We start from the raw sequence: 22267 nt of genomic DNA, 5'->3' as shown, positions 1-22267 counted from the left end.
ACTCATCCGAGAGGCACGCGACGCAGCACGCCGTCGGCCGCATCGGCCGCCTCGATCTCGTCGCGGGTGACGCCGAGGATGAACAACACCGCATCGAGGAACGGGTGACTCAGTGCCGCATCGGCGACTTCGCGCAGAGCGGGTTTGGCGTTGAAGGCGATCCCGAGCCCGGCGACACTGAGCATGTCGATGTCGTTGGCCCCGTCGCCCACCGCGATCGTCTGCTCCATGGGCACACCGACCTGATCGGCGAAGGCCCGCAACGCTTTCGCCTTGCCCGCGCGATCGACGATCTCGCCGATCACCCGACCGGTGAGCTTGCCGTTCTCGATCTCCAGCGTGTTGGCCCGCACGAAGTCCAATTCGAGTTCATGTGCCAGTCCGTCGATGACCTGCCGGAAACCACCGGAGACCACACCGCAGTGATAACCGAGGCGATGCAAAGTACGGATCGTGGTGCGCGCCCCGGGAGTCAACTGCAGGGAGGCGGCGACCTCGTCGATGACGCCCGCATCGAGTCCGGCCAAGGCCGCGACCCGCTGATGGAGCGATTCGGTGAAGTCCAGTTCGCCGCGCATGGCGGCCTCGGTCACCGCGGCGACCTCGGCTTCGCGACCGGCCTTCGCGGCCAGCATCTCGATGACCTCACCCTGGATGAGGGTGGAGTCGACGTCGAAGACGATGAGTCGCTTGGCGCGGCGCGCCAGACCGCCTCGCTCGACCGCGATGTCGACGCCATAGCGCGCCGCGACCTCGGCCACCCCTTTGCGGAGCGCCGCGTCGGCGGCGATGTCGTCCCGGTCGGCGCTGACCATGAGTTCCAGTCCGGTCAGCGGATAGTCGGCGATCCCACGGATCGAGTCGATGTTGCCGCCCTGCTCGGCCAGCTTCGCGGCGAGCGCGCGGAAGGCCCGGGGTGTCACCGGACTGCCGAGCACCACGACCGCGTGGCTGGAGGGTCGTCGGCCGGCCTGATCGGCACCGACCTCGACGATCACGTCGATGCCCACCGACGCCATCGCCTGTTCGACGACCTCCTGCAGACCTTCGGCGTCACCGACCACCGAGACGAGCACTCCGAGGGTCAGACGGCCCCGGATCACGACCTGCTCCACGTCCAGCAGGCTCACCTGCTGTCCGGCCAGGGCGCCCATCAGTACCGAGGTGACCCCGGGTTTGTCCGGGCCGGTGACCGTGATCAGGACGATCGTGTCAGCGGATTCCTTCGTCACGTGAACGGCGGTCGACGCGGCGGTCAGCCGCGATCCGCGTCACCGGAGGCCTCGTGGTCACCCACGGTCAGCGGCTCCCGGCGTGCGTCTTCGATCCCGCGGCTGCCACTGCCGTGACCCGGGCCCACATGAGCTTCCTCGCGCATGCGATCGATCATGTGCGGGTAGTGCAGCTCGAATGCCGGACGCTCCGAACGGATGCGGGGCAGCTCGGTGAAGTTGTGGCGCGGCGGCGGGCAGCTGGTGGCCCACTCGAGCGAGTTGCCGAAGCCCCACGGATCGTCGACGGTCACGACCTCGCCGTAGCGGTAGCTGCGGAAGATGTTCCACAGGAACGGCAGCGTCGACAGGCCGAGGATGAACGCACCGGCCGTGGAGACCATGTTGAGTGTCGTGAAGCCGTCCGACGGCAGGTAGTCGGCGTAGCGGCGCGGCATGCCCTCGTTGCCCAGCCAGTGCTGCACCAGGAACGTGACATGGAAGCCGATGAACGTCAGCCAGAAGTGGATCTTGCCGAGACGCTCGTCGAGCATGCGGCCGGTCATCTTCGGGAACCAGAAGTAGATGCCCGCGTAGGTGGCGAACACGATGGTGCCGAAGAGCACGTAGTGGAAGTGCGCGACCACGAAGTAGCTGTCGGACAGGTGGAAGTCCAGCGGCGGGCTGGCGAGCAGAACACCGGTCAGACCACCGAAGAGGAAGGTGACGATGAAGCCGACCGAGAACAGCATCGGCGTCTCGAACGTCATGTTGCCCTTCCACATCGTGCCTATCCAGTTGAAGAACTTCACACCGGTCGGCACCGCGATGAGGAATGTCATGAACGAGAAGAACGGGAGCAGGACCGCACCGGTGACGTACATGTGGTGCGCCCACACGGCGACGGAGAGGGCTGCGATGGAGACCGTCGCGTAGATCAGGCCCGAGTATCCGAAGATCGGCTTACGCGAGAACACCGGGAAGACCTCGGACACGATGCCGAAGAACGGGAGCGCGATGATGTAGACCTCGGGGTGCCCGAAGAACCAGAACAGGTGCTGCCAGAGGATCACGCCACCGTTGGCGGGGTCGTACAGGTGAGCACCGAACTGACGGTCGACCTCCAGGCCGAGCAGCGCAGCGGTCAGCAGCGGGAAGACGAGCAGGATCAGCACGCTGGTGACGAGGATGTTCCAGGTGAAGATCGGCATGCGGAACATGGTCATACCCGGTGCGCGGAGGCAGACGACGGTGGTGACCATGTTGACGGCACCGAGGATGGTGCCCAGACCCGAGACGCCCAGACCCATGATCCACAGGTCGGCGCCGACGCCCGGCGAATGGATCGCGTCGGTCAGCGGGGTGTAGGCGGTCCAGCCGAAGTCGGCCGCACCACCGGGGGTGAGGAAGCCGGACAGTGCGACGGTCGAGCCGAACACGAACAGCCAGAAGCCGAAGGCGTTCAGTCGCGGGAACGCGACGTCGGGCGAACCGATCTGCAGCGGCAGGACGAAGTTGGCGAAGCCGATGACGATCGGCGTCGCGTACATCAGCAGCATCACCGTGCCGTGCATGGTGAACAGCTGGTTGAACTGCTCCGTGGACAGGAACTGCATGCCCGGGTGGGCGAGCTCGCCACGCATCAGCAGGGCCATCAGGCCGCCGATGAGGAAGAACACGAAGCAGGCGGTGATGTACATCATGCCGATCAGCTTGTGATCGGTCGTGGTCAGCACCTTGTAGATGAACGAACCCTTGGGCTGGTAGCGCTCCGGGAACGGACGCACTGGAGCCACATGCGTGGTGGGTTGGTCAACCGCGGTCACAGATCCTCCTCGTTGCGCAGCCATCGGGGCCGGTCATCACCGGTTTCCCGTGGTTGCCCGCATAAACAAACTCAAGCGCTGTCTCCTGATCCTAAACCCTCACGGCCGCCGCGACCGACTGGGTCCTACGATCTGTCGTAATCGATTCCCGGCACCCCTCAAAGGCACAGCTCAGACCGAATACACCGGGCGGCGCGCCGTCGGGCCGCGCCGTCGAGCCGCAGCCCGACGGTCCGTTCGGCCGGCCGGAACCAGGACCGGGGCGCGCCCGGTGCCCTGCTAGCGTGAGCGGCGTGCAGCGCAGCGTAAAACTCCCGGTCACGATGCCCGACGCGGGAACTCCCCGGCGATTCCGCCTGATCGGATCGGCGCTCGCGGCCGGCGTGGTCGCGGCCGCGCTCGCGGGATGCGGCGGAGATGCCCCGCTGACGACTCCGGACGGCAAGCCCATCTCGACGTCGGTCACCCGCATCGCCGAGGTCAACCTGGTGTCGCCGGAGCGCGACATGTCCCGGACCTGCCTGGCACCCACCGAGCCGGATGCGGGTCGCAGCGACGTGTCCCGCATCGTCGTCACCGATCCGTCGCTGCTCGACGCGATCTGCGCCCTCGGCCTCGGGCCGAAGGTGGTCGCGGTCGCCGCCGCGCCGGGATCGGTGCCCGCCTACCTGGGCCCGCAGCTGACCTCCGTTCCGACGATCGGCACCGCCCCGGACGCCGCCGCGGTCACCTCGGCCAAGCCGGACCTCGTACTGACGACCGAGCGGACCGCCGCAGCGGCGAAGCCGTTCGGTTCCGTCCGACAGGTCACCATCCCGACGGGCGCGCCCGCACCCGCGTCGGATGACCAGCCCGCGAAACTCGCCTGGGAAACGCGCTTCCAGAGCGTCGCCGACGCGCTCGGCCGGTCCGCGAGCGGCACCCGGTTGCTCGACGAATTCCGCACCGAGGCCACGAAGACCGGCAAGCGGATGGACGCCGGGCACAGCCAGGTGTCCCTGGTGCGCTTCACCGGCGGCAACACGATGGTCGCCGGAACCGAATCCTTCGGCGGTCAGATCCTGTCCCTCGTCGGTGTCCAGCGCCCGGCACCACAGCGCGTCCCCGGCTCCTTCACCCTCACTGACAAGAATTTCTCCGATGCCGACGGCGATCTGATCTACGTCAGCTTCCAGGGTGATCGCGGACTCGAACACGGCAAAGAGGTTCTGCTGAGCGGTCAGTGGCTCGACATGGGCGCCCCCACCTGGAAACGGGTTCTCGCCGTGGACGACGCCGTCTGGTACGGGTCGTCCGGGCTGGCGGCCGCGTGGCTGGTGCTCAACGACGTGAAGCGCTCGCTCGACGGGAACTCGGCCGGCTACTGAGCCGGACAGCGGTCCGCTCCGGCTGTCGGTGCCGCTCACTATTCTCGACGACATGGTCCCCGATACCGCCACCCGGGTTCCGATTCACCTGCTGTGGCGGCCGGGGATCGGCATGTCGCTGTGGCGGTCCGACGGCGACGACGCCACCGGATTGCCCGAGACGCTGTCACATGTCGTGTCCGGTAAGCGTTTCCGGCCCGGGCTCGCCGTCTTCGACGATGCCGGACGCCGCGAGTTCGTCGATTCCTGCACTCTCGGCATCACCACCGCGGTCGCGCTGCTGGACCTGACGCGCCCCCATCCGGTGCACGGTGACGTGCGCTGGTACCGATACCTGCTCGACGGCGCACGGCATGTCGTCGCCTCCGGTGCCGTCACCCCCGCCGTGACGGAGGTCGACGGTGAGCCACTCATGCGGTGGGCTCCCATCCCGACCCCGGCGTGGCGCAGCTGGAGCGCGGTGGTCACCGCCGATACGCCCGCCGCGCTCGCCGACAACGGCGGACCGTCCGCGATCTCGGACTTCCTCACCGAGATCATCGATCACGAATGCCGCGCCCGCATCGCCGCCGCCGGACCGCTGGACGTGAGCAATCCCGCCGCGGCCGGATTCGTGAACACCCTCGGCATCGCACCCCCGGCGGGCGACGGGACGTACCGGAGTCGCCTGCGCGCCGCCTCCGCCGCCTGGACGCAATGGAGTTCCACTGCCACGCAATCGGATTCACAGGTCCTGTTCCGCCTGTACGAACCGGACGATCCCGAGGACGACACCCGGCTGCGCGACCCCGATGCCCCGGAACCGTCACCGTTCTGGCGACTCCGGGTGTGCCGCCGGATGCCCGACGGCCGCATCACCGGGGTGCAGCCGCATCGGCTCGATCCCCATGAACTCGATCGCGTGACGTCCGCCCTGGCGACCGCCGTCCGGACCTTCGACGAGCTGGGCCGCGCCGAACCCGACCGCTCCACGCTCGACTTCCTGCTCACCACCGAATCCGTCGAACGACTGTTCTCCCACGGGGCGGCCGCACTGACCGACGCGGGATGTCCGGTTCTGCTCCCCCGCACCATCGCCGAGGTGCGGCCGGTACTCGGCATCCGGGCGACGCCGGTGGCGACCAGCACCGAACGCGCCGCCCAGGTCGGCGTGGCCGAAGTCGGTGAGTTCGAGTGGCGCCTGGCGCTCGGTGACGATCCCGCCGCACTCACGCTCTCCGATGCCGACCTGGCGGATCTGGCACGGCGGCACGGTGACCTGGTCCGCGTGCGTGGCGTGTGGGTTCGCGCGGAGGGCGCGGCCCTGTCCCGGGCCGCGGCATTCGTGCTGTCACAGCGCGCGCAGGCCGACTCCGACCATCCGTCGGATCTGGGTGAGCTCTTCAACCTGGTCGTCGACGAGGTCCCGGTTCCGGTCACCTCGATCAGCGGATTGTCGTGGCTCGACGACATCGCCGCGGGCGGCACCCTGCGTCCGGCACCACTGGCGGTGCCCGACACCCTGCAGGCCGAGTTGCGGCCCTATCAGCGGCGCGGGCTGGACTGGCTGGGATACCTTGCCGCACACCGGATCGGCGGCGTGCTCGCCGACGACATGGGGCTCGGCAAGACGATGCAGGTGATCGCCCTCCTCTGCCATGAACGCGCGGCGGACGAACCGCCGCCCGGCCCTACGCTGATCGTGTGCCCGATGTCGGTCGTCGGCAACTGGGAGCGTGAGATCGCCCGGTTCGCACCGGGTTTGCGTGTCGCCGTCCACCACGGCACCGACCGCGCGACCGGGACCACGTTCGGCTCGGTACACGAGGGCAACGACGTGGTGCTCACCACCTTTGCCACCGCGACCCGCGACCGCGACGTGCTCGGCGCCCATCGCTGGCATCGACTGGTGGTCGACGAGGCGCAACACATCAAGAACGTGGCGACCAAGGCCGCCAAGGCCATTCGCGGACTCCCGACCGATCATCGGATCGCACTCACCGGCACACCGGTGGAGAATCGCCTCGAAGATCTGCGCGCCGTCGTCGATCTGGTGAATCCGGGGATGCTGGGCTCGCCGTCGACGTTCCGTGCCCGGTTCGCCGAACCCATTGAACGCGAACGCGATCCCGACGCACTCCGCCGGCTGACCGGTCTCACGCGGCCGTTCATCCTGCGCAGGGAGAAGACTGATCCGGCGATCATCGGTGACCTGCCGGACAAGACCGACATCACGGTCCGCACCAATCTGACGGTCGAGCAGGCGGCACTGTACAAGGCGATCCTGGACGAACTGATGGAGGCACTCAAGGACAAACAGCAGCGCACCCTGCGCCGGCGGACCATCCTGGCCGCACTCACCCGACTCAAACAGATCTGCAACCATCCGGCGCATTACCTGGCCGACGGATCGTCGCTGCTGCGGCGCGGCAGGCACCGGTCCGGCAAGGTCGAATTGCTGATCGACACCCTGACGACCGCCGCCGCCGAGGGCGACCGCACACTGGTCTTCACCCAGTTCGCCGCATTCGGCGAGTTGCTCTCCGAGTGGCTGGGCGAAGCCTTGGACGCGCCGATTCCCCTGCTGCACGGCGGAATTCCGCGCCGCGAGCGCGACGAGCTGGTCACCGGGTTCCAGGCCGACAACGGTCCGGTCGCCATGATCGCGACCCTGAAGGCAGGTGGTACCGGGCTGAATCTGACTGCTGCGAATCGGGTGGTGCACATCGATCGGTGGTGGAATCCGGCCGTCGAGGACCAGGCCACCGACCGTGCCTACCGGATCGGGCAGCGCAAACATGTGCAGGTCCACAAATTCGTGTGCATCGGGACGCTGGAGGAGAAGATCGACGAGATGATCGCGGCGAAACGCGAACTGTCGAAGCTGACCGTGAGTCCCGGCGAGACGTGGCTGACCGAGTTGGGCGATGCCGAGTTGTTCGATCTGTTCCGCCTGCGTGCCGAGGCGGTGAGCGAATGAGTCGCCGCGGCTCGGGACGGACCGTCGCCACGCGGGGCTACGGGGTGACCCGCTGGGGACGGGCGTTCGTCGACGTCGTGGAGAGCCGCGACACCGGGTTGACCGACACCCGGCGGATCACTCAGGCGCGCCGCTACTTTCGTGATCAGCACGCCGAACGACTGCGCATCGAGGAGGCCTCGGTCACCGCATCGGTGCGCGGCAGTCAGCTCGACCCGTTCCAGGTGATCCTCACGTTCACGCCGGCCGATCCGGCGACCGTCGTCTCCTTGCTGCACGGTCGCGGCGCCATCGGCGACCTGATGGCCCTTGCCCGCGGCGAGCAACCGACCGTGCTCGGCGAGCTGATCCTGCCTGCGGAATCGACCGACGTGTCCGCCGACTGCTCATGCCCGGACGAATCACCGCGCTGCATTCACGTCCTGTGCGTCGCCTACGAGGTGGCCGCGGAGATCGACCGGACGGCAACGACGGCCCTCACCCTCGCGGGCACCGACGTGTCCCGCCTACTGGGCGCGGGCGACGACCGTTCCGGCGACACCGGTACGTCGGAGCGGCCACCGACAGTCGACTTCTACGGCACGAATGCCGTGCTGCCGCCGCTCCCCGGTCCACCGCGGATGAATCCGCTCATCGACCTCGACATCTCCGCGCTCCGAACCGCCCTGCGCGCCATGGGAATTCCCCCGGGCGACATCGGCGAAACGCTGGACCTCCTCGACGACCTGTACGTCCGACTGCGTGACTAGGTGATTCGGCTGCTACGAGATCGGCTGGTATCACGTCACGTGGATCAAGTCGAGGACCCGAGCAGCGCCACTGCCATCGGGCGGCGGTCGGCGATGCCACACTGTGAGCAACATGTCCGATGCGCTGCCGCGAATCAGGCTCGCATCGTCGTCGATACCGGGCCGGATATCCGGGCCGGTATCGGTCAGCCGCATCGTCCAGGCCGTGTCTCCGAGATCGGTGACAGCGATTCCCAGTGCGGCGCCGTGGAGTTCATGGGGCACCCCCAGTCCGAGTTCGAGGAAACGTGGCACAAAGAGGCCGAGCCATTCGTCGATCCCATCGGCGGCGAGCTCTCGTTCGATTGGCCGCTCGCGACCCGGCCGCGTCGCGGTGTCGAAATCGTAACGATGCATAGCGATTTCATGGGCCTGGCGTCGATACCAGAAGGCAACAGTGCGCTCCCCGACGAAGGTATCGGCAGGGGTATCGGGATTGTGCAGCCGCAATTCCGAGAGCAGACCATCGAGCGCGACCTGGTAACGCTGCGAAGGGCTCAGGCCATCCGGCTGCGACCGCTCCGGTGAAAGCCTGGATTTCTCCGATTGCGACACGTTGCCCGCAATCTTCCGCGTCGCCCACCGGTGAACACGGGTGAGGTGATCGAAGAGATCGGCGACTGTCCAGCCAGGACATGTTGGAACCGGGCGGTCGAGAAACTGCTCCTCGACCGAAGCAACCGCCGCACCCTCGACTTCAATGGCGCGCAACCAATCATGCGCCTCCACCGCAGACTCCTCCCGAGATCGGTTGCGCGGCTAGAAGTCCCAGTCTTCGTCCTCGGTGTTGACGGCCTTGCCGATGACGTAGGAGCTGCCGGAGCCGGAGAAGAAGTCGTGGTTCTCGTCGGCATTCGGCGACAGCGCGGACAGGATCGCCGGGTTCACGTCGGTCTCGTCGCGCGGGAACATCGCCTCGTAGCCGAGGTTCATCAGCGCCTTGTTCGCGTTGTAGCGCAGGAACTTCTTGACGTCCTCGGAGAGACCGACCTCGTCGTAGAGAGCCTCGGTGTAGTCGGACTCGTTGTCGTACAGCTCGAACAGCAGCTCGAAGGTGTAGTCCTTGAGTTCCTGGCGACGCTCCGGGGTCTGCACCTCGAGGCCGCGCTGGTACTTGTAGCCGATGTAGTAGCCGTGCACCGCCTCGTCACGGATGATCAGGCGGATCAGGTCGGCGGTGTTCGTCAGCTTGGCACGGCTGGACCAGTACATCGGCAGGTAGAAGCCGGAGTAGAACAGGAACGACTCCAGCAGCGTGGAAGCGACCTTGCGCTTCAGCGGGTCGTCGCCACGGTAGTAGTCCATGACGATCTGCGCCTTGCGCTGAAGTTGCTCGTTCTCCTCCGACCAGCGGAAGGCCTCGTCGATCTCCTTGGTGGAACACAGGGTCGAGAAGATCGAACTGTAGGACTTGGCGTGCACCGACTCCATGAACGCGATGTTGGTGAGCACCGCCTCCTCGTGCGGGGTCGTCGCATCCGGGATCAGCGACACCGCACCGACGGTCCCCTGGATGGTGTCGAGGAGCGTCAGGCCGGTGAAGACCCGCATCGTCAGCTGCTTCTCGTATTCGGTGAGCGTGCCCCACGACGGGATGTCGTTGGACACCGGCACCTTCTCCGGCAGCCAGAAGTTGCCGGTGAGGCGATCCCACACCTCGGCGTCCTTCTCGTCGGGCACGCGGTTCCAGTTGATCGCGGAGACGCGGCTCACGAGCTTGATCGGCGCGCCGTCGGCGGGGCTGTGGCTTTCGGTGGAGGTCATCGGATCATTCCCTTGAGAAGAGTCGAAAAATCTTGAGCGGCAGCGGGACTCACAGCATGCACGAGACGCAACCCTCCACTTCGGTGCCCTCGAGGGCCATCTGGCGCAGACGGATGTAGTACAACGTCTTGATGCCCTTGCGCCACGCGTAGATCTGCGCCTTGTTCACGTCGCGGGTGGTGGCGGTGTCCTTGAAGAACAGCGTCAGGCTCAGTCCCTGATCGACGTGCTGGGTCGCGGCCGCGTAGGTGTCGATGATCTTCTCGTACCCGATCTCGTACGCGTCCTGGTAGTAATCCAGGTTGTCGTTCGTCATGTACGGCGCCGGGTAGTAGACGCGACCGATCTTGCCTTCCTTGCGGATCTCGATCTTCGCGGCGACCGGGTGGATCGAACTCGTCGAGTGGTTGATGTAGCTGATCGAACCGGTCGGCGGGACCGCCTGCAGGTTCTGGTTGTAGATGCCGTCACGCTGCACGGCGGCTTTCAGCTCACGCCAGTCGTCCTGGGTCGGGATGTGAATACCGGCCTCGCCGAACAGATCCCGGACCTTCTGCGTCTCGGGCTCCCACACCTTCTCGGTGTACTTGTCGAAGAACTCACCGCTGGCGTACTTCGAATCCTCGAAGCCCGCGAACGCGGTTCCGCGCTCCTTGGCGATCCGGTTCGACGCCCGGATCGCGTGGTACAGCACGGTGTAGAAGTAGATGTTCGTGAAGTCGATGCCCTCGTCACTGCCGTAGTAGATCCGCTCACGGGCCAGGTAGCCGTGCAGGTTCATCTGGCCGAGGCCGATGGCATGGCCCTCGTTGTTGGCACGCCGGATCGACGGCACCGAGTCGATGGACGTCTGATCGGCGACGGCGGTCAGGCCGCGGATCGCGGTCTCGATGGTCTGCCCGATGTCCGGGGAATCCATCGTCTTCGCGATGTTCAGCGATCCGAGGTTGCACGAGATGTCCTTGCCCACCTCGGCGTAGGACAGATCGTCGTTGAACGTCGACGGCGTGGAGACCTGCAGGATCTCCGAGCACAGGTTGGAGTGCGTGATCTTGCCCGCGACCGGGTTGGCCCGGTTCACCGTGTCCTCGAACATGATGTACGGGTAACCCGACTCGAACTGCAGCTCGGCGAGGGTCTGGAAGAACTCGCGCGCCTTGATCTTGGTCTTGCGAATCCGCTTGTCCTCCACCATCTCGTGATACTTGTCGGTCACGTTGATGTCGGCGAAGGGCACCCCGTAGACGCGTTCCACGTCGTACGGGCTGAACAGGTACATGTCGTCGTTGGCCTTGGCCAGCTCGAAGGTGATGTCCGGGATCACCACACCGAGGCTCAGCGTCTTGATGCGGATCTTCTCGTCGGCATTCTCCCGCTTGGTGTCCAGGAAGCGGTAGATGTCCGGGTGATGCGCGTGCAGGTACACCGCACCGGCACCCTGCCGCGCGCCGAGCTGGTTGGCGTAGGAGAACGAATCCTCCAGCAGCTTCATGATCGGGATGACACCCGAGCTCTGGTTCTCGATCTTCTTGATCGGGGCGCCGTGCTCACGGATGTTGCTCAGCAGCAACGCGACTCCGCCGCCGCGCTTGGACAGCTGCAGGGCCGAGTTGATCGACCGGCCGATCGACTCCATGTTGTCCTCGATGCGCAGCAGGAAGCAGGACACCGGCTCACCGCGCTGCTTCTTGCCCGAGTTGAGGAAGGTCGGGGTGGCCGGCTGGAAACGGCCCTCGATGATCTCGTCCACCAGGTGCCGGGCCAGCGCGGTGTCACCGTCGGCGAGCGTGAGCGCCACCATGCACACACGATCCTCGAAGCGCTCGAGGAAACGCTTGCCGTCGAAGGTCTTCAGCGTGTAGCTGGTGTAGTACTTGAACGCGCCGAGGAAGGTCGGGAACCGGAACTTCTTCGAATAGGCATGGCCGAAAAGGAGTTTCACGAACTCGCGATCGTACTTCGCGAGGACCTCGGGCTCGTAGTAGTTCTCGTCGACGAGGTAGTCGAGCTTCTCGTCGAGGTCGTGGAAGAAGACCGTGTTCTGGTTGACATGCTGCAGGAAGTACTGATTCGCGGCCTCGCGATCCTTCTCGAACTGGATCTTGCCGTCCGCGTCGTACAGGTTGAGCATCGCGTTGAGCGCGTGATAGTCGAGCTCACCCGGCTCATGACCGGACGGACCGGGGTGCAGCCCGGACTGGCTGGCCGACGGGGACTCGGATACGGCAGCGGCGGTTGGCGACACTGTGAGCACTCCTGGAGCTAGAAGTTCGATATGGATGACGGTAGAAGACGGGTCCGACAGGATCGGAACGGCGGAACGAGCGGGCTCAGACGCGGGACGCGGTCAGGACGGCGCTCGACGGATCGGTGAACGCATCGCTGCGCGCGAATCCGGCGAGCCCATCACGAACGGACTCGACGTCGTGCTCGGTGCCCATCAGTTCGAAGCGATACAGATACGGCACCGAACACTTCCGGGAGATGATGTCGCCCGCGTAGCAGAACTCCTCACCGAAGTTCGTGTTGCCCGCTGCGATCACCGCCCGGATCAACGCCCGGTTGTGTGTGTTGTTCAGGAACTTGATGACCTGCTTCGGCACGTAACCGCCGGATTCCCCGGAGGCCTTGCCGCCCCCGTAGGTGGGACAGACCAGGACGTACGGTTCGTCGACGGTGAATCCGGCATCGGTCCGGTCGATGAGAGGGATGCGCACCGAGCGCAGGCCCAGCTTCTCGACGAAACGCCGGGTGTTCTCCGACACCGACGAGAAGTAGACGATGAGCGGACCGGCCGACCCGGCGTCGCGGTCCGCCCGGATCTCGGAGTCCACCGGCCCGCCGCTGTCAACACGCGGCCGATGCAATCCGGAGGCCATCGATCTCACCACCTGTCGCGATTAGCTGTACCGATTCAGTGCCTACTTGTTTCAGTGCCTACTTGTTCCAAGGCATTCGTGCCGCAGGTATTCCTGCGACGCGCCCCGGGCCGATCCGGCTTCCCCTTCGGATCGAGGCCCTCGGGCGAGCGCGATCAGGCCGCGGTGACGGCGAGAGACTTGATGCGGTCCGGACGGAAACCCGACCAGTGATCGTCACCGACGACCACGACGGGCGCCTGCAGGTAGCCGAGCGCCATGACGTAGTCACGGGCCTCGTCGTCCTGACTGATGTCGACGACGTCGTAGCTCAGGCCTTGCTTGTCGAGAGCCTTGTAGGTCGCGTTGCACTGCACACACGCGGGCTTGGTGTACACGGTGATGGCCATGGGGTGCTCCATTCGGGTTCTTCGGGACTACGCATTCTCTCGGCGACGAGAGGGGCCGACGGCTGGGGACGTCTGCGGGGTTTCTCTGCGGGGTTTCACGGGTGGTTCTGCGGGTCGGTCGCCGGCCCCGGAAGGCGCCGTGACCGGCCTTTTCCAACGTAAAGATTGTGATTCTGGTCACCGTCTTCGAGGCGTTCCCCGGTCGGCTGGGTGGCTGGCCGCGGTCGTCCTTGTTGGGTACCCAAACACTACACCTTGTGTCCGACAATTCTCGCCACCACTAGAACTTGTGAATAACATTCTTGAAACTCGCAGGTCGGACGAGTGCGCAATCGTAAAGTCGGGCGTGTCCGGCGTGTCGTCCACAGGGTTGTCCCCCACCTGTCCACAACATGTCCCACGGCAGTCCACAGACGGTCCGCCGCACGCCGCCGGCCGAGCCACACCCACGGCACGAAAAACGCCGCGGCGGGACCCTCGTCCCTCCGCGGCGTCCCATGCGCCCGGCGGCGTCAGGCCGGCACGGTCACCTCGTCGGCGAGCCGGCGCACGGCCGCCACGACCTGTTCGACGACCGCCGGATCGTCGGCGCCGGCGTCGCCCAGATCGGTCGTGCGGAGACCGACCTCGATGTCCTCGACGACCCGTCCGCCCGCGATGCCCACCGACTTGCGGGTGTCGGTGCGCGACCAGGTCCCGGCGTACCGGCCCAGCGATGCTCCGATCACGCCGACCGGCTTGCCGTTCACGGCGCCGCTGCCGTACGGCCGCGACAACCAGTCGATGGCGTTCTTCAGCACGGCCGGGATGGTGCCGTTGTATTCCGGGGTCACCAGGAGCACCGCGTCGGCGCGCTCCACCGGCTCACGGAGAGCCGCGACCTCGGGGGCGAGCGTCGCGCCCGGTTCCGTCGCCGGATCCTCGTCCTCGTTGTAGAAGGGCACCGCGCCCAGGTTCTCCACGATCCGCACGGTGACGCCCTCGGGCGCGTTCTCCGCAGCCACCCGCGCGAGTGCGCGATTGACGGATTCCTTCCGGAGACTGCCCACCAGTACTGCGATCTCCACATCTCGTTCGGCCATCGCCCACTCCTCTTTCTCGATCGGGACGGCGCTTCGCACCGCTATTTGCCTGAGTGCAGCAACCGGACTACGGTCCGAATAATTCCGTCCCTCGTCAAGAGTTAGGCTCATCACGTGTCGAACCCGGACAGCAACCACATCGGGCTGGAGCTGACCACCGGCACGCCTCCCGAACGCGCCGACGCCGCCCGCAACCGTCAGTTGCTGCTCGCCGCCGCCACGGAACTGATCGACACGCAGGGCGCCGCAGCCGTCAGCATGGAGGCGGTCGCCAAGGCGGCCGGAGTCGGCAAGGGCACCGTCTTCCGCCGCTTCGGCAGCCGCACCGGACTGATGATGGCTCTGCTCGACCACACCGAATCCGGCCTCCAGCAGCAGTACCTGTCCGGCCCGGCACCCATGGGTCCCGGTGCGCCGCCGCTCGACCGGCTGATCGCCTACGGTCGTGCCCGTATCAAGATGACCGTCGATCACCTGGAACTGCTCATCGAGGCCGTCGGCTCCGAGTTCATGGCACATCCCGCGGGTGCGGCCTCGTATCGGCACGTGCAATTCCTCTTGCGAGACATGGGTTTCGGGTCCGACCCGAAGGTGCTCGCCATCGCGGTCCACGCTCCGCTGAACGCCGGCCCCATCCAGTACCTTCTCGACGTCGAGGGCCTCGACACCGAGACCATTGCCGATCGCTGGGAGGACATGGTCCGCACGCTCGCCCGCGGACGCGGGTGACGGAGGCCGCTAACCGCCGTTCGGGGCGTTGCCCGGCGTGGCGACGGGGACACCGCGTTCGTCCGGCGCCATGCCGTCATGCGCCACCAGCGCCGCGGGCCGCGACAGCACGGGCCCCGCACCGAGCAGCGAGATGACCGACCACGGCGCACGAACCGGCTTGTCCCCCAGTCCGAGCACGGAGCCGGTGGCGGCGTCGGGGATGCCGAACCGGATGCCCGAATCGCTGATGTAGTAACGGGATTCGGCACGGGCGCTGTCCGGTTCCGCACCGGTCACCTGGATGTACTCCCCTGAGCCGGGAGGCAGGAACACCTGATCGAGACCCGGCCCGGAGCCGTCGGAGGTGGTCAACCGCACGGGCTTGGCGTCGTCGGCCAGCGGCAGGGTGCGGCCGACCAGCAGACCGGTGTCGGCGCGCGGGTCGTTCTCACCGCGTGACCAGGATTGGCAGATCGTCGACGCGGATGCGGTGTCGACGAGACGTGGTGCGCGCCGCGGGAATTCGCGGACAGGCAGTGCAACGCTGCTCGACGCGGCGGTGACCAGGCCGGGCGCGACCGACTGCACCGGCGCCGAACCGTCACGATCGGCCATGCGCAGGATCTCGGCCGTCGCCTCGGACACCTGCTGGACGCCGTCGCGCAGAACCACGTAGAAGTTCGTGCGATCGTCGATGCCGACGGTCTTGACCACGGATCCGACGACCACCCCGTCGGCCCGCAGGGCACCGGACCGGCCGGCGCCCTCGATACGGGGCACCGTGAGACGGTCGACCTCGGGGAACGTGTTGAGCAATCCGGTGCTCATGGCCCTCGGCGTCACGCCGTCCAGACCGAGTGCCCGCATCACCGGTTTGCTGTCGGTGTCGACCTCGGCGCGCACCGCCGTGCGCGCGCCGTCGCGCTCGACCTGATAGATCAGGAATGTCTTGTCGCCGTTGGCTACCAACAGGCCGGCGTCGTCGGACGCGGCGTCGGTCCGGTCACCTCCGGTCTGCAGGGGACCGCCGACGACGGTGAGCGCGATGGCCTCGCCGGAGACATCCGGGGACACCGTCGCCGAATCGCAGACCGTCCAGGCCGACCGGCCGCCGTGCGCCGGTTTGTTCAGCGAGACCGGCGCACCCGGGATGCCCAGGAGCGGCCCGCGCGGGTAGCCGGTCAGCTTGCCGTCGCTCACCGATTTCGGGCTCTCGTTGCTGCCGGTGATCAACCGCGCCGAGGCCAGGTTGAGCACCGGATGCAGGGTGCCGTCCACGAGTACATAGCTGCCGCCGCTGTCCTTGCTCGTGACGATCTTCGCGTCACCGACCGAGCCCTGCGGCTTGACGAGTCCCCACACGCCGCAGCCGCCCAGCAGGAGCAACCCGAGCAGCGTACCCACGAGGAGCGCCTGGAACTGCGATCGCATGGGATCGTGCAGCATGCGCACGTCCCGCCGGACCAGTGCGTGCTCGAGTCGACGCAGAAGGAAGCGGTACCCGTTGACCTGGGCCTTGGTGGTGAGCTGCCGGGCCACCTGTCCTCCCCTTCCGCGGTGTCCGTGCGAGGCGGTCCGCCAGATCGGCGCAACACCGGCCGATGGTCCCCCCCATCGGTATGGATCGCCTGGTCATCGACCGATAGACGCGTAGTAGCGTAACCGAATACATTGCCAGACGGATCGGCGGGTGTGGCGGCCGCCGGACGGGGTGACAAGGGGGAGGACATGGCGATCCGAACTGCGCCGATCCGTACCGACGGCCGGCCGTCGGCGCGTGGCGGGCAGAGCGGCATGGGGCCGGTGCCCACGACCGCGACGCCGTCCGCGGGAACGACGACCGACCGACTGCGGCGGGGTCTTCGCCTGCAGACGGTCGTCGTCATCGAGGTCATCCTGGCCCTCGGCATCGTCGTCTGGGCGCTCAGCGGCTCGACGATCGGCTGGATAGCGCTCGTGGTGGCAGCCGTGATCTCCCTGGCACTCCTACCGTTGCCCGGGAAACCGTCCCTCGTGGCATGGGCAGGCGAACGTCTCGGCTTCGGCTGGGCACGGTCGCGGCGCCGCTCGATCGACGTCGCACCCGCTCCCTTCGACATCCCGGTCGGCAACCAGACCAACGCCCACGCCTCCATGCGCACGGCCACGTCGACCGGACACGACACCATCGGCGCCCGCTGGGTCGGCGACACGTTGATCACGGTGCTGCGGGTCGCTCCGGCCGCGCCGTCGGCCACCTATCTGATGCCCGGCTCGTCGTCGGTCTCGGACCCGCACGGTCAGATCGTCCCGCTCGCAGCACTGGCCGAGTGCATCAACCCCTTCGACATCGCCCTCGACTCCATCGAGGTGATCAGCCACGGCATCCGCACCTGGGGCGCGGGTACCGTGGCGGCCTCCTACCACCGGACGCTGGGACCGCTGTCGGCGACGGCGCACCGCTCGGTTCTGGTGGTGCTCCGCCTCAATCCCCTCGACTGCGCGGACGCGGTGGCCCGGCGCGGCGGTGGGGCGGAGGGCGCTCTGCGAACCGCGACGATCACCACGCGGCGCGTGGCGAATCGGCTGTCCGAACACGGTTTACGTGTGTCGATCCTGAACGGCGCGGAGATCACCGCGGTCACCGCCCAGTTGGCCGAGGGCGCTCCCCTCGACGAGTTGGACGAGGCGTGGCAGTCGGTGGACATGCAGGCGTTGCGGTTCCGCAGTGCGGCGGTCGCACCGGAGGCCATCGGTCCGCTGCTCTCGTCGGTCTGGGTCAATCCGGCGCTGTCGACGACGGTCACCGTCCGGATGCGCCACGACGCCGAGGGTGAACTCGAGGTCGGCGCCATCGCGCGTTTCGCCGAGGTGCCGACTGCGGGACGGGCGATCGACGCGTGGCCGGACGCCCTCATCCCGCTGGACGGACATCATTTCGATGCACTCGGCGCGAGTCTGCCGATCGCGGTGTCGCCCAGGCTGACCCGATCACTGCCGGTGATTCGCGGCGCCGAGGCGCAGACCCTGCTGCACCGACTGGCATTGCCCGCGGGCGGCTGTGGGCAGCTCGTCGGCGCCGACCACACCGGTCGGGCCGTGGCGGTACCGCTGATCGGCCCGGACGTCGGTGAGATCGCCATCGCGGCAGGGCCGCAACTGGTTTCGCAGGTCATCCTGCGCGCGGTGGCGATTGGTGCGTCGGTGACCATTCACAGTGTGCGCCCCGTGCAGTGGAGTCATCTGGTCGCCGCCGTCGCCGACCCACGACAACTCGCGATGAGCGGAGATCGCGTCCCGCAGGCATCGGGGCACCGCGTCGCGGTCTTCGACGGGATGCGCGGCCCCGTACCCGATGCCGGCACCACGCACATCACCGTCCTCGCCCCGGGCGACCCGCGAGTCGCCGAACTGGTGCCGGATGCCTCGGTCATCCTCCGACAGAATTCCCGTACGCCCCAGAACTTCTCGGTCACCACACCGACCGATCGGGTTGCGGTCACCATGGTCGCCACCCCGGACGAATGGAACTTCATCGGCCGCTGAGCGATGAACCGCTGCCCGGCTCGCTCAGTCGTCGCCGAGCGGCACCCGTGCGCGGTAGAAGATCGCCCGCGAGGACGCGGCGTGGACCACCACGTCCGGGTCCGTGTCATCGATCCAGATCGCCTGTCCTGCAGCCACAGTCACCACGTCGCCGCCCACCGGACGCACCTCGAGGGTGCCCTGGAGTACCGCGAGGACCTGCGGGCCGGGCATGTCGAAGGAGATCGACGGCGGTTGCCGCAAACCCGTTCCGTCGAGTTCCACCCGCGACAACCGGAATTCCGGTGCGGGCGTCAGGTAGATGTGTTCGGCGCCGACCGTCCGTGCGGGCGGGGTCAGATCGGCGACACTGACCGGCGAGAAGTCCAAGACCCGAAGCAGTTCGGGGACGTCGATGTGTTTCGGCGTGAGTCCGCCGCGGAGCACGTTGTCGGAGTTCGCCATGATCTCCACACCGGTGCCCTGGAGGTAGGCGTGCAGGTTGCCCGCCGGCAGGTAGAGCCCCTCTCCCGGCGCGAGCCGGATGCGGTTCAGCAGCAGGGAGGCCAGCACACCGGGATCGCGCGGATACACCTCGCCGAGTTCCAGTACCGTACGCATCTCCGCACCGAACCGGGTGTCGCCGCCACCCAGCACGGCGACGGCCCCGGCCAGCACCGCGGGCACCAGCGTTGCGATCATCGAGTCGGGCAGCGTCAGCCAGGTGGTGAACAATGCGCGCAGACCTTCGGAATCCGGTTGTCCGGCAAGCATTCCGAGATAGGGGTCGAGCTCACTCACCTGTAGTTCGCGGAGCAACTCGACTGTCTCGGCGGGCTCACGGAATCCGGCGAGCGCTTCGAAGTCGGTGATGGCGACGATCAGTTCGGGCTTGTGCCACGGATCCCGGTAGTTACGGTTCGGCGCGTCCATGCCCAGCCCGAGCCGGTTCTCGCGTTCGAAGCCCTGTCTCGCCTGCTCGGCGCTCGGATGTGCCTGCAGGGACAGAGCTTCCTCGGCGGCGAGCACTTTCAACAGGAAGGGCAACCGTCCGTCGAAGAGTTCCGCGGTGGCCTCGCCCAGTGTGTCCGTGCGGTCCCGGTCGATGGCGGTCAGCAGGTCGACGTCGGGCGTGCCGTCGGCGCGCATGCAGACGGCCGGTCCCGCCGGGTGGGCACCGAACCACAGTTCGGCCTCCGGATGCGGCGACGGAACCGGTTTGCCGCGCATCGACGCGATCGCCGTGCGAGAACCCCAGGCATACGGGCGTACCACGCCCTCGAGCAGACGCATCGTCAGGCCGCCCTGATCAGCCGCAGGTACACCGCGGCCATCTCGATCCGCAGGGACAGCAACAGCAGCGAGCGCAGGTCCGCGGGCGCATCGGAGACCAACTCCCCGCCCCCCATCGAACGATCCACCGGTACAACCGTTTCCGCACCCTCGGAGGTCGACAGGTCGTCACCGACGAGGACGTCGAGGTCGACGAAGCCCTCCAGGCGCCGGCGGACGGCCCACTCGCGGCCTGCCGTGGTGATCGTCAGAACCCGCGGCGGATTCACCGGAGCGGGACCGTCGAACTCGGGGTCGTAGAACAGCGAGTCCGTCGGCGACGCCCCGCTGCGCTCCGACCAGAGGCGCATCAGGCGCGGTACATCGGCGAACTCGGCGGCGGCACCGACCACCCCCGCCACCCCGATCATCACGCGGGATGCGTGGTCGGCGATCACGGCCGCGGCCGCCGTGTCCCCCACCCAGACGGCCGACCGGTCGTCCAGCCGGGCCGCGAGCGACTTCGCACGATTGTGAAAGCTTTCGTTCGCCGGATGATCGGTGGACGCCTCCTCGTCGAGGGCGTCCGCGAGTCCGGCGAGCGCGGGCGCCTGCCCGGTGAACCGCACCTGGGTGAGCGCGACGAAGACGGCCAGCAGTGCCGCGGCGATCCCGATGAACCGGAATCGGGGATCCACCGGGACCCGCGGGGACAGATCGATGCCGCTGCCGGCCAGAGCCTCCCGCAGCGGCCCCTCGACCGGCGCGAGGACGACGACTTCGGCCCGGCGACGCAGTGAACGCGCGGCCGCATCGGCGAGAGCGATGTCGCCGGCATCGTCGCCGGCCACCACCACGACGTCGAGCGGCCCGATCCAGCCGGGCAGCGCGGGGCCGACGACGATCGGCACGTCGATCCGGGAGCCGATGGCAGCGACGATCAGGTGAGCGGCGCGCAACGCCGGGCCGACGGTCCCGCACACGATCACGACACTGCGCGGGCGCAGCTGCGACAGGGGTTCGAGGACGCCCTCCCGCTCCGCCTCGGCGATCGCACGGACCTGGGCTCCGGCGAGGGCGACGGACGGCAACAGGCCGTCGACGTCGGCCATCATCAACTCCTCGACGTTGTCAAGGTCGGGAGCACCGGTTCTCATGCCATCCAGACTAGTGCCTGACGCCCGGACGATTCCGTCCCCGGTCGATCCCGCCGGGACCTCAGTCGATCGGATCGGGCAGCACCCGCAGATGGCCGCGCCGGCCCGGACGCGGGGTGGCCGAACGCTGACCCGGGGTGCGCGCAGTCCCCTGCTGTCCCGCGGAACCGGCGCGTGGCGTGAATCGTGGGGCATCGTCCGCGGATCGGCGCGGTTCACCCGACTGACCTGCGACGCGGCCGCCGCGCTGTCGTCCCGCCGGGGTGTCCTCGAGGCCGTCGAAGGCATCGGCCCAGCGATCACCGGACGGAACGTGTGCGCCGCCGCTCGCTTCCCGGACGGCCTCGGCGAGAGCGGTCAGCTCGTAGTCCTCGGCGACCGGTGCCGAGAATCCGCGTTCGCTGCGCAGCATCTCCCAGCCGCGCGGCACCGTGATACGACGTGCGTGATCGTCGCAGAGGTCCCAGGAATGGGGCTCGTCGGTGCTCGCCAGCGGCCCGATGACCGCCGTGGATTCGGCATAAACGAAGGTCAGGGTAGCCACCGCGGGACGGGCGCAGCCGGGTCGGCAGCACTGTCGGGGAAGCTTCACGTCATCGAGATTATCCCTCCGCGCGCCGGGAACGGCCGACGACACGCGCTCGGGCCCCACAAACAGGCGTGACCGCGCGCCAGGGCGGACCGTCGACGGCCCCGGCCGGTCGGGACATACACTCTCGTCATGCGTTTCGATCCACCCGTGCGGGGACGTGGCCGGGGTGACCAGTCCCGTCGCCGCAGTGAGACGGCACACACGCCGGGTGCGCGGGTGCGCCGCGGCCGCGTCCGGGATCGTCGAGGGCGGGGACTGAGGGCGCCGCTGCTGCCCCAATTCGTGCCCGCATTCACCAGTCGATCGGACGACTTCGACGCGGTGGTCCTCGACGCGTTCAGCGAGATCGACACACGCTGGCACGAGCAACTGACCGGACTCGACATCGCGGTTGACGACATCCCGCGCATGCTCCCCCGGGACCCCGACTCCATCCAGTGGCCCGACGAGGTGACCGCCGACGGGGCCGTCCCCTTGGCGCGGCTGATCCCGGCGGGCATCGATGTGCACGGACGACCGTCGCGGGCGCAGATCATCCTGTTCCGGCGGCCATTGGAGATTCGGGCCAAACGCGGCGCCGACCTTCTCGAGCTCGTGCACGAGGTGCTGGTACAGCAGGTGGCGACACATCTCGGCGTCGACGAGGACACGATCGACGAGGGACCGGACTAAACCGGTACGACCGCACCAAAACGCTGTCGCGGCGACTCCCGGATTCGGGAACCGCCGCGACAGCGTTCGGTGTGTGGGCCTACGGCCGATTCAC

The 22267-nt window shown here is 67.5% G+C and carries 18 protein-coding genes; 6 read left to right on the top strand and 12 right to left on the bottom strand.

Annotated elements, in window-relative coordinates; genetic code table 11:
• Nucleotides 1–2: 2 nt before the first annotated feature.
• Both serB and ctaD read right to left on the bottom strand, forming a co-directional pair.
• Complete coding sequence (serB, locus tag AC4JJG_RS06005) at nt 3–1232, bottom strand: phosphoserine phosphatase SerB (protein WP_495400017.1); 1230 nt, start codon at nt 1230–1232, stop codon at nt 3–5.
• A 23-nt stretch (nt 1233–1255) separates the two neighbouring features.
• Nucleotides 1256–3037: an aa3-type cytochrome oxidase subunit I gene (ctaD, locus tag AC4JJG_RS06000; RefSeq protein ID WP_495400016.1), complete on the bottom strand. Its 1782-nt coding sequence runs from the start codon at nt 3035–3037 to the stop codon at nt 1256–1258.
• Between the two features lie 323 nt (nt 3038–3360).
• On the opposite strand from ctaD, the gene AC4JJG_RS05995 reads away from it, so the two are divergent.
• Genes AC4JJG_RS05995 through AC4JJG_RS05985 form a run of 3 tightly spaced genes read left to right on the top strand, consistent with a single transcriptional unit; the run spans nt 3361 to nt 8112 of the window.
• A complete protein-coding gene (locus tag AC4JJG_RS05995) occupies nt 3361–4404 on the top strand; it encodes an ABC transporter substrate-binding protein (protein WP_495400496.1) in 1044 nt (347 codons plus the stop codon).
• 52 nt (nt 4405–4456) lie between these two features.
• A complete protein-coding gene (locus tag AC4JJG_RS05990; RefSeq protein ID WP_495400015.1) occupies nt 4457–7363 on the top strand; it encodes a DEAD/DEAH box helicase in 2907 nt (968 codons plus the stop codon).
• Nucleotides 7360–8112, top strand: coding sequence for a hypothetical protein (locus AC4JJG_RS05985; protein WP_495400014.1), 753 nt, complete (start codon nt 7360–7362; stop codon nt 8110–8112). Before AC4JJG_RS05990 ends, AC4JJG_RS05985 begins: the two co-directional genes overlap by 4 nt.
• 30 nt (nt 8113–8142) lie before the next feature.
• Here AC4JJG_RS05985 and AC4JJG_RS05980 read toward each other — a convergent pair whose 3' ends face one another.
• From AC4JJG_RS05980 to AC4JJG_RS05955, 6 genes are all read right to left on the bottom strand, one after another.
• Complete coding sequence (locus tag AC4JJG_RS05980; protein WP_495400013.1) at nt 8143–8880, bottom strand: maleylpyruvate isomerase family mycothiol-dependent enzyme; 738 nt, start codon at nt 8878–8880, stop codon at nt 8143–8145.
• A gap of 30 nt (nt 8881–8910) precedes the next feature.
• Nucleotides 8911–9915, bottom strand: coding sequence for a class 1b ribonucleoside-diphosphate reductase subunit beta (gene nrdF / locus AC4JJG_RS05975; protein WP_495400012.1), 1005 nt, complete (start codon nt 9913–9915; stop codon nt 8911–8913).
• 49 nt (nt 9916–9964) lie between these two features.
• Nucleotides 9965–12160, bottom strand: coding sequence for a class 1b ribonucleoside-diphosphate reductase subunit alpha (gene nrdE, locus AC4JJG_RS05970; RefSeq protein ID WP_495400011.1), 2196 nt, complete (start codon nt 12158–12160; stop codon nt 9965–9967).
• An 85-nt stretch (nt 12161–12245) separates the two neighbouring features.
• Entirely contained in the window at nt 12246–12794 is a 549-nt protein-coding gene (gene nrdI / locus AC4JJG_RS05965) for a class Ib ribonucleoside-diphosphate reductase assembly flavoprotein NrdI (RefSeq protein ID WP_495400010.1), read from the bottom strand.
• A gap of 155 nt (nt 12795–12949) precedes the next feature.
• Nucleotides 12950–13183, bottom strand: a complete 234-nt coding sequence (gene nrdH, locus AC4JJG_RS05960) for a glutaredoxin-like protein NrdH (protein ID WP_495400009.1) — start codon at nt 13181–13183, stop codon at nt 12950–12952.
• 512 nt (nt 13184–13695) lie between these two features.
• A complete protein-coding gene (locus AC4JJG_RS05955; RefSeq protein WP_495400008.1) occupies nt 13696–14265 on the bottom strand; it encodes an NAD(P)H-dependent oxidoreductase in 570 nt (189 codons plus the stop codon).
• A gap of 114 nt (nt 14266–14379) precedes the next feature.
• On the opposite strand from AC4JJG_RS05955, the gene AC4JJG_RS05950 reads away from it, so the two are divergent.
• On the top strand, nt 14380–14994 hold the full coding sequence (locus AC4JJG_RS05950; RefSeq protein ID WP_495400007.1) for a TetR/AcrR family transcriptional regulator: 615 nt from the start codon (nt 14380–14382) through the stop codon (nt 14992–14994).
• A 9-nt stretch (nt 14995–15003) separates the two neighbouring features.
• Here the strand turns inward: AC4JJG_RS05950 and eccB are convergent, their stop codons facing one another.
• Nucleotides 15004–16515: a type VII secretion protein EccB gene (gene eccB / locus AC4JJG_RS05945; RefSeq protein WP_495400006.1), complete on the bottom strand. Its 1512-nt coding sequence runs from the start codon at nt 16513–16515 to the stop codon at nt 15004–15006.
• A gap of 189 nt (nt 16516–16704) precedes the next feature.
• On the opposite strand from eccB, the gene eccE reads away from it, so the two are divergent.
• On the top strand, nt 16705–18501 hold the full coding sequence (gene eccE, locus AC4JJG_RS05940) for a type VII secretion protein EccE (protein WP_495400005.1): 1797 nt from the start codon (nt 16705–16707) through the stop codon (nt 18499–18501).
• A gap of 24 nt (nt 18502–18525) precedes the next feature.
• Here eccE and manA read toward each other — a convergent pair whose 3' ends face one another.
• The 3 genes from manA to AC4JJG_RS05925 form a co-directional block, all read right to left on the bottom strand.
• On the bottom strand, nt 18526–19773 hold the full coding sequence (manA, locus tag AC4JJG_RS05935; RefSeq protein ID WP_495400004.1) for a mannose-6-phosphate isomerase, class I: 1248 nt from the start codon (nt 19771–19773) through the stop codon (nt 18526–18528).
• A 2-nt stretch (nt 19774–19775) separates the two neighbouring features.
• The gene (locus AC4JJG_RS05930) at nt 19776–20909 is read right to left on the bottom strand and encodes a hypothetical protein (protein WP_495400003.1); all 1134 of its coding nucleotides are present in this window, start codon (nt 20907–20909) and stop codon (nt 19776–19778) included.
• A 61-nt stretch (nt 20910–20970) separates the two neighbouring features.
• Nucleotides 20971–21501 (bottom strand): DUF3499 domain-containing protein, encoded by a 531-nt coding sequence (locus AC4JJG_RS05925; protein ID WP_495400002.1) that lies wholly within the window; start codon nt 21499–21501, stop codon nt 20971–20973.
• Between the two features lie 129 nt (nt 21502–21630).
• Here AC4JJG_RS05925 and AC4JJG_RS05920 point away from each other — a divergent pair, with 129 nt between their 5' ends.
• The gene (locus tag AC4JJG_RS05920) at nt 21631–22173 is read left to right on the top strand and encodes a metallopeptidase family protein (protein ID WP_495400001.1); all 543 of its coding nucleotides are present in this window, start codon (nt 21631–21633) and stop codon (nt 22171–22173) included.
• The last annotated feature ends 94 nt before the right edge of the window (nt 22174–22267 follow it).

This window comes from Gordonia sp. B8661-1 (genome assembly GCF_059427765.1).
The sequence above is the reverse complement of the archived record's forward strand: the minus strand, read 5'-3'. Positions and strand labels throughout refer to the sequence as shown.

Bases quoted from the DNA above. Each gene is read 5' to 3' on its own strand.
- AC4JJG_RS05995 (WP_495400496.1), top strand. From the start codon at position 3,361: ATGCCCGACGCGGGAACTCCCCGGCGATTCCGCCTGATCGGATCGGCG.
- AC4JJG_RS05990 (WP_495400015.1), top strand. From the start codon at position 4,457: ATGGTCCCCGATACCGCCACCCGGGTTCCGATTCACCTGCTGTGGCGG.
- AC4JJG_RS05985 (WP_495400014.1), top strand. From the start codon at position 7,360: ATGAGTCGCCGCGGCTCGGGACGGACCGTCGCCACGCGGGGCTACGGG.
- nrdF (WP_495400012.1), bottom strand. From the start codon at position 9,915: ATGACCTCCACCGAAAGCCACAGCCCCGCCGACGGCGCGCCGATCAAG.
- nrdI (WP_495400010.1), bottom strand. From the start codon at position 12,794: ATGGCCTCCGGATTGCATCGGCCGCGTGTTGACAGCGGCGGGCCGGTG.
- nrdH (WP_495400009.1), bottom strand. From the start codon at position 13,183: ATGGCCATCACCGTGTACACCAAGCCCGCGTGTGTGCAGTGCAACGCG.
- AC4JJG_RS05955 (WP_495400008.1), bottom strand. From the start codon at position 14,265: ATGGCCGAACGAGATGTGGAGATCGCAGTACTGGTGGGCAGTCTCCGG.
- eccE (WP_495400005.1), top strand. From the start codon at position 16,705: ATGGCGATCCGAACTGCGCCGATCCGTACCGACGGCCGGCCGTCGGCG.
- manA (WP_495400004.1), bottom strand. From the start codon at position 19,773: ATGCGTCTGCTCGAGGGCGTGGTACGCCCGTATGCCTGGGGTTCTCGC.
- AC4JJG_RS05930 (WP_495400003.1), bottom strand. From the start codon at position 20,909: ATGAGAACCGGTGCTCCCGACCTTGACAACGTCGAGGAGTTGATGATG.
- AC4JJG_RS05920 (WP_495400001.1), top strand. From the start codon at position 21,631: ATGCGTTTCGATCCACCCGTGCGGGGACGTGGCCGGGGTGACCAGTCC.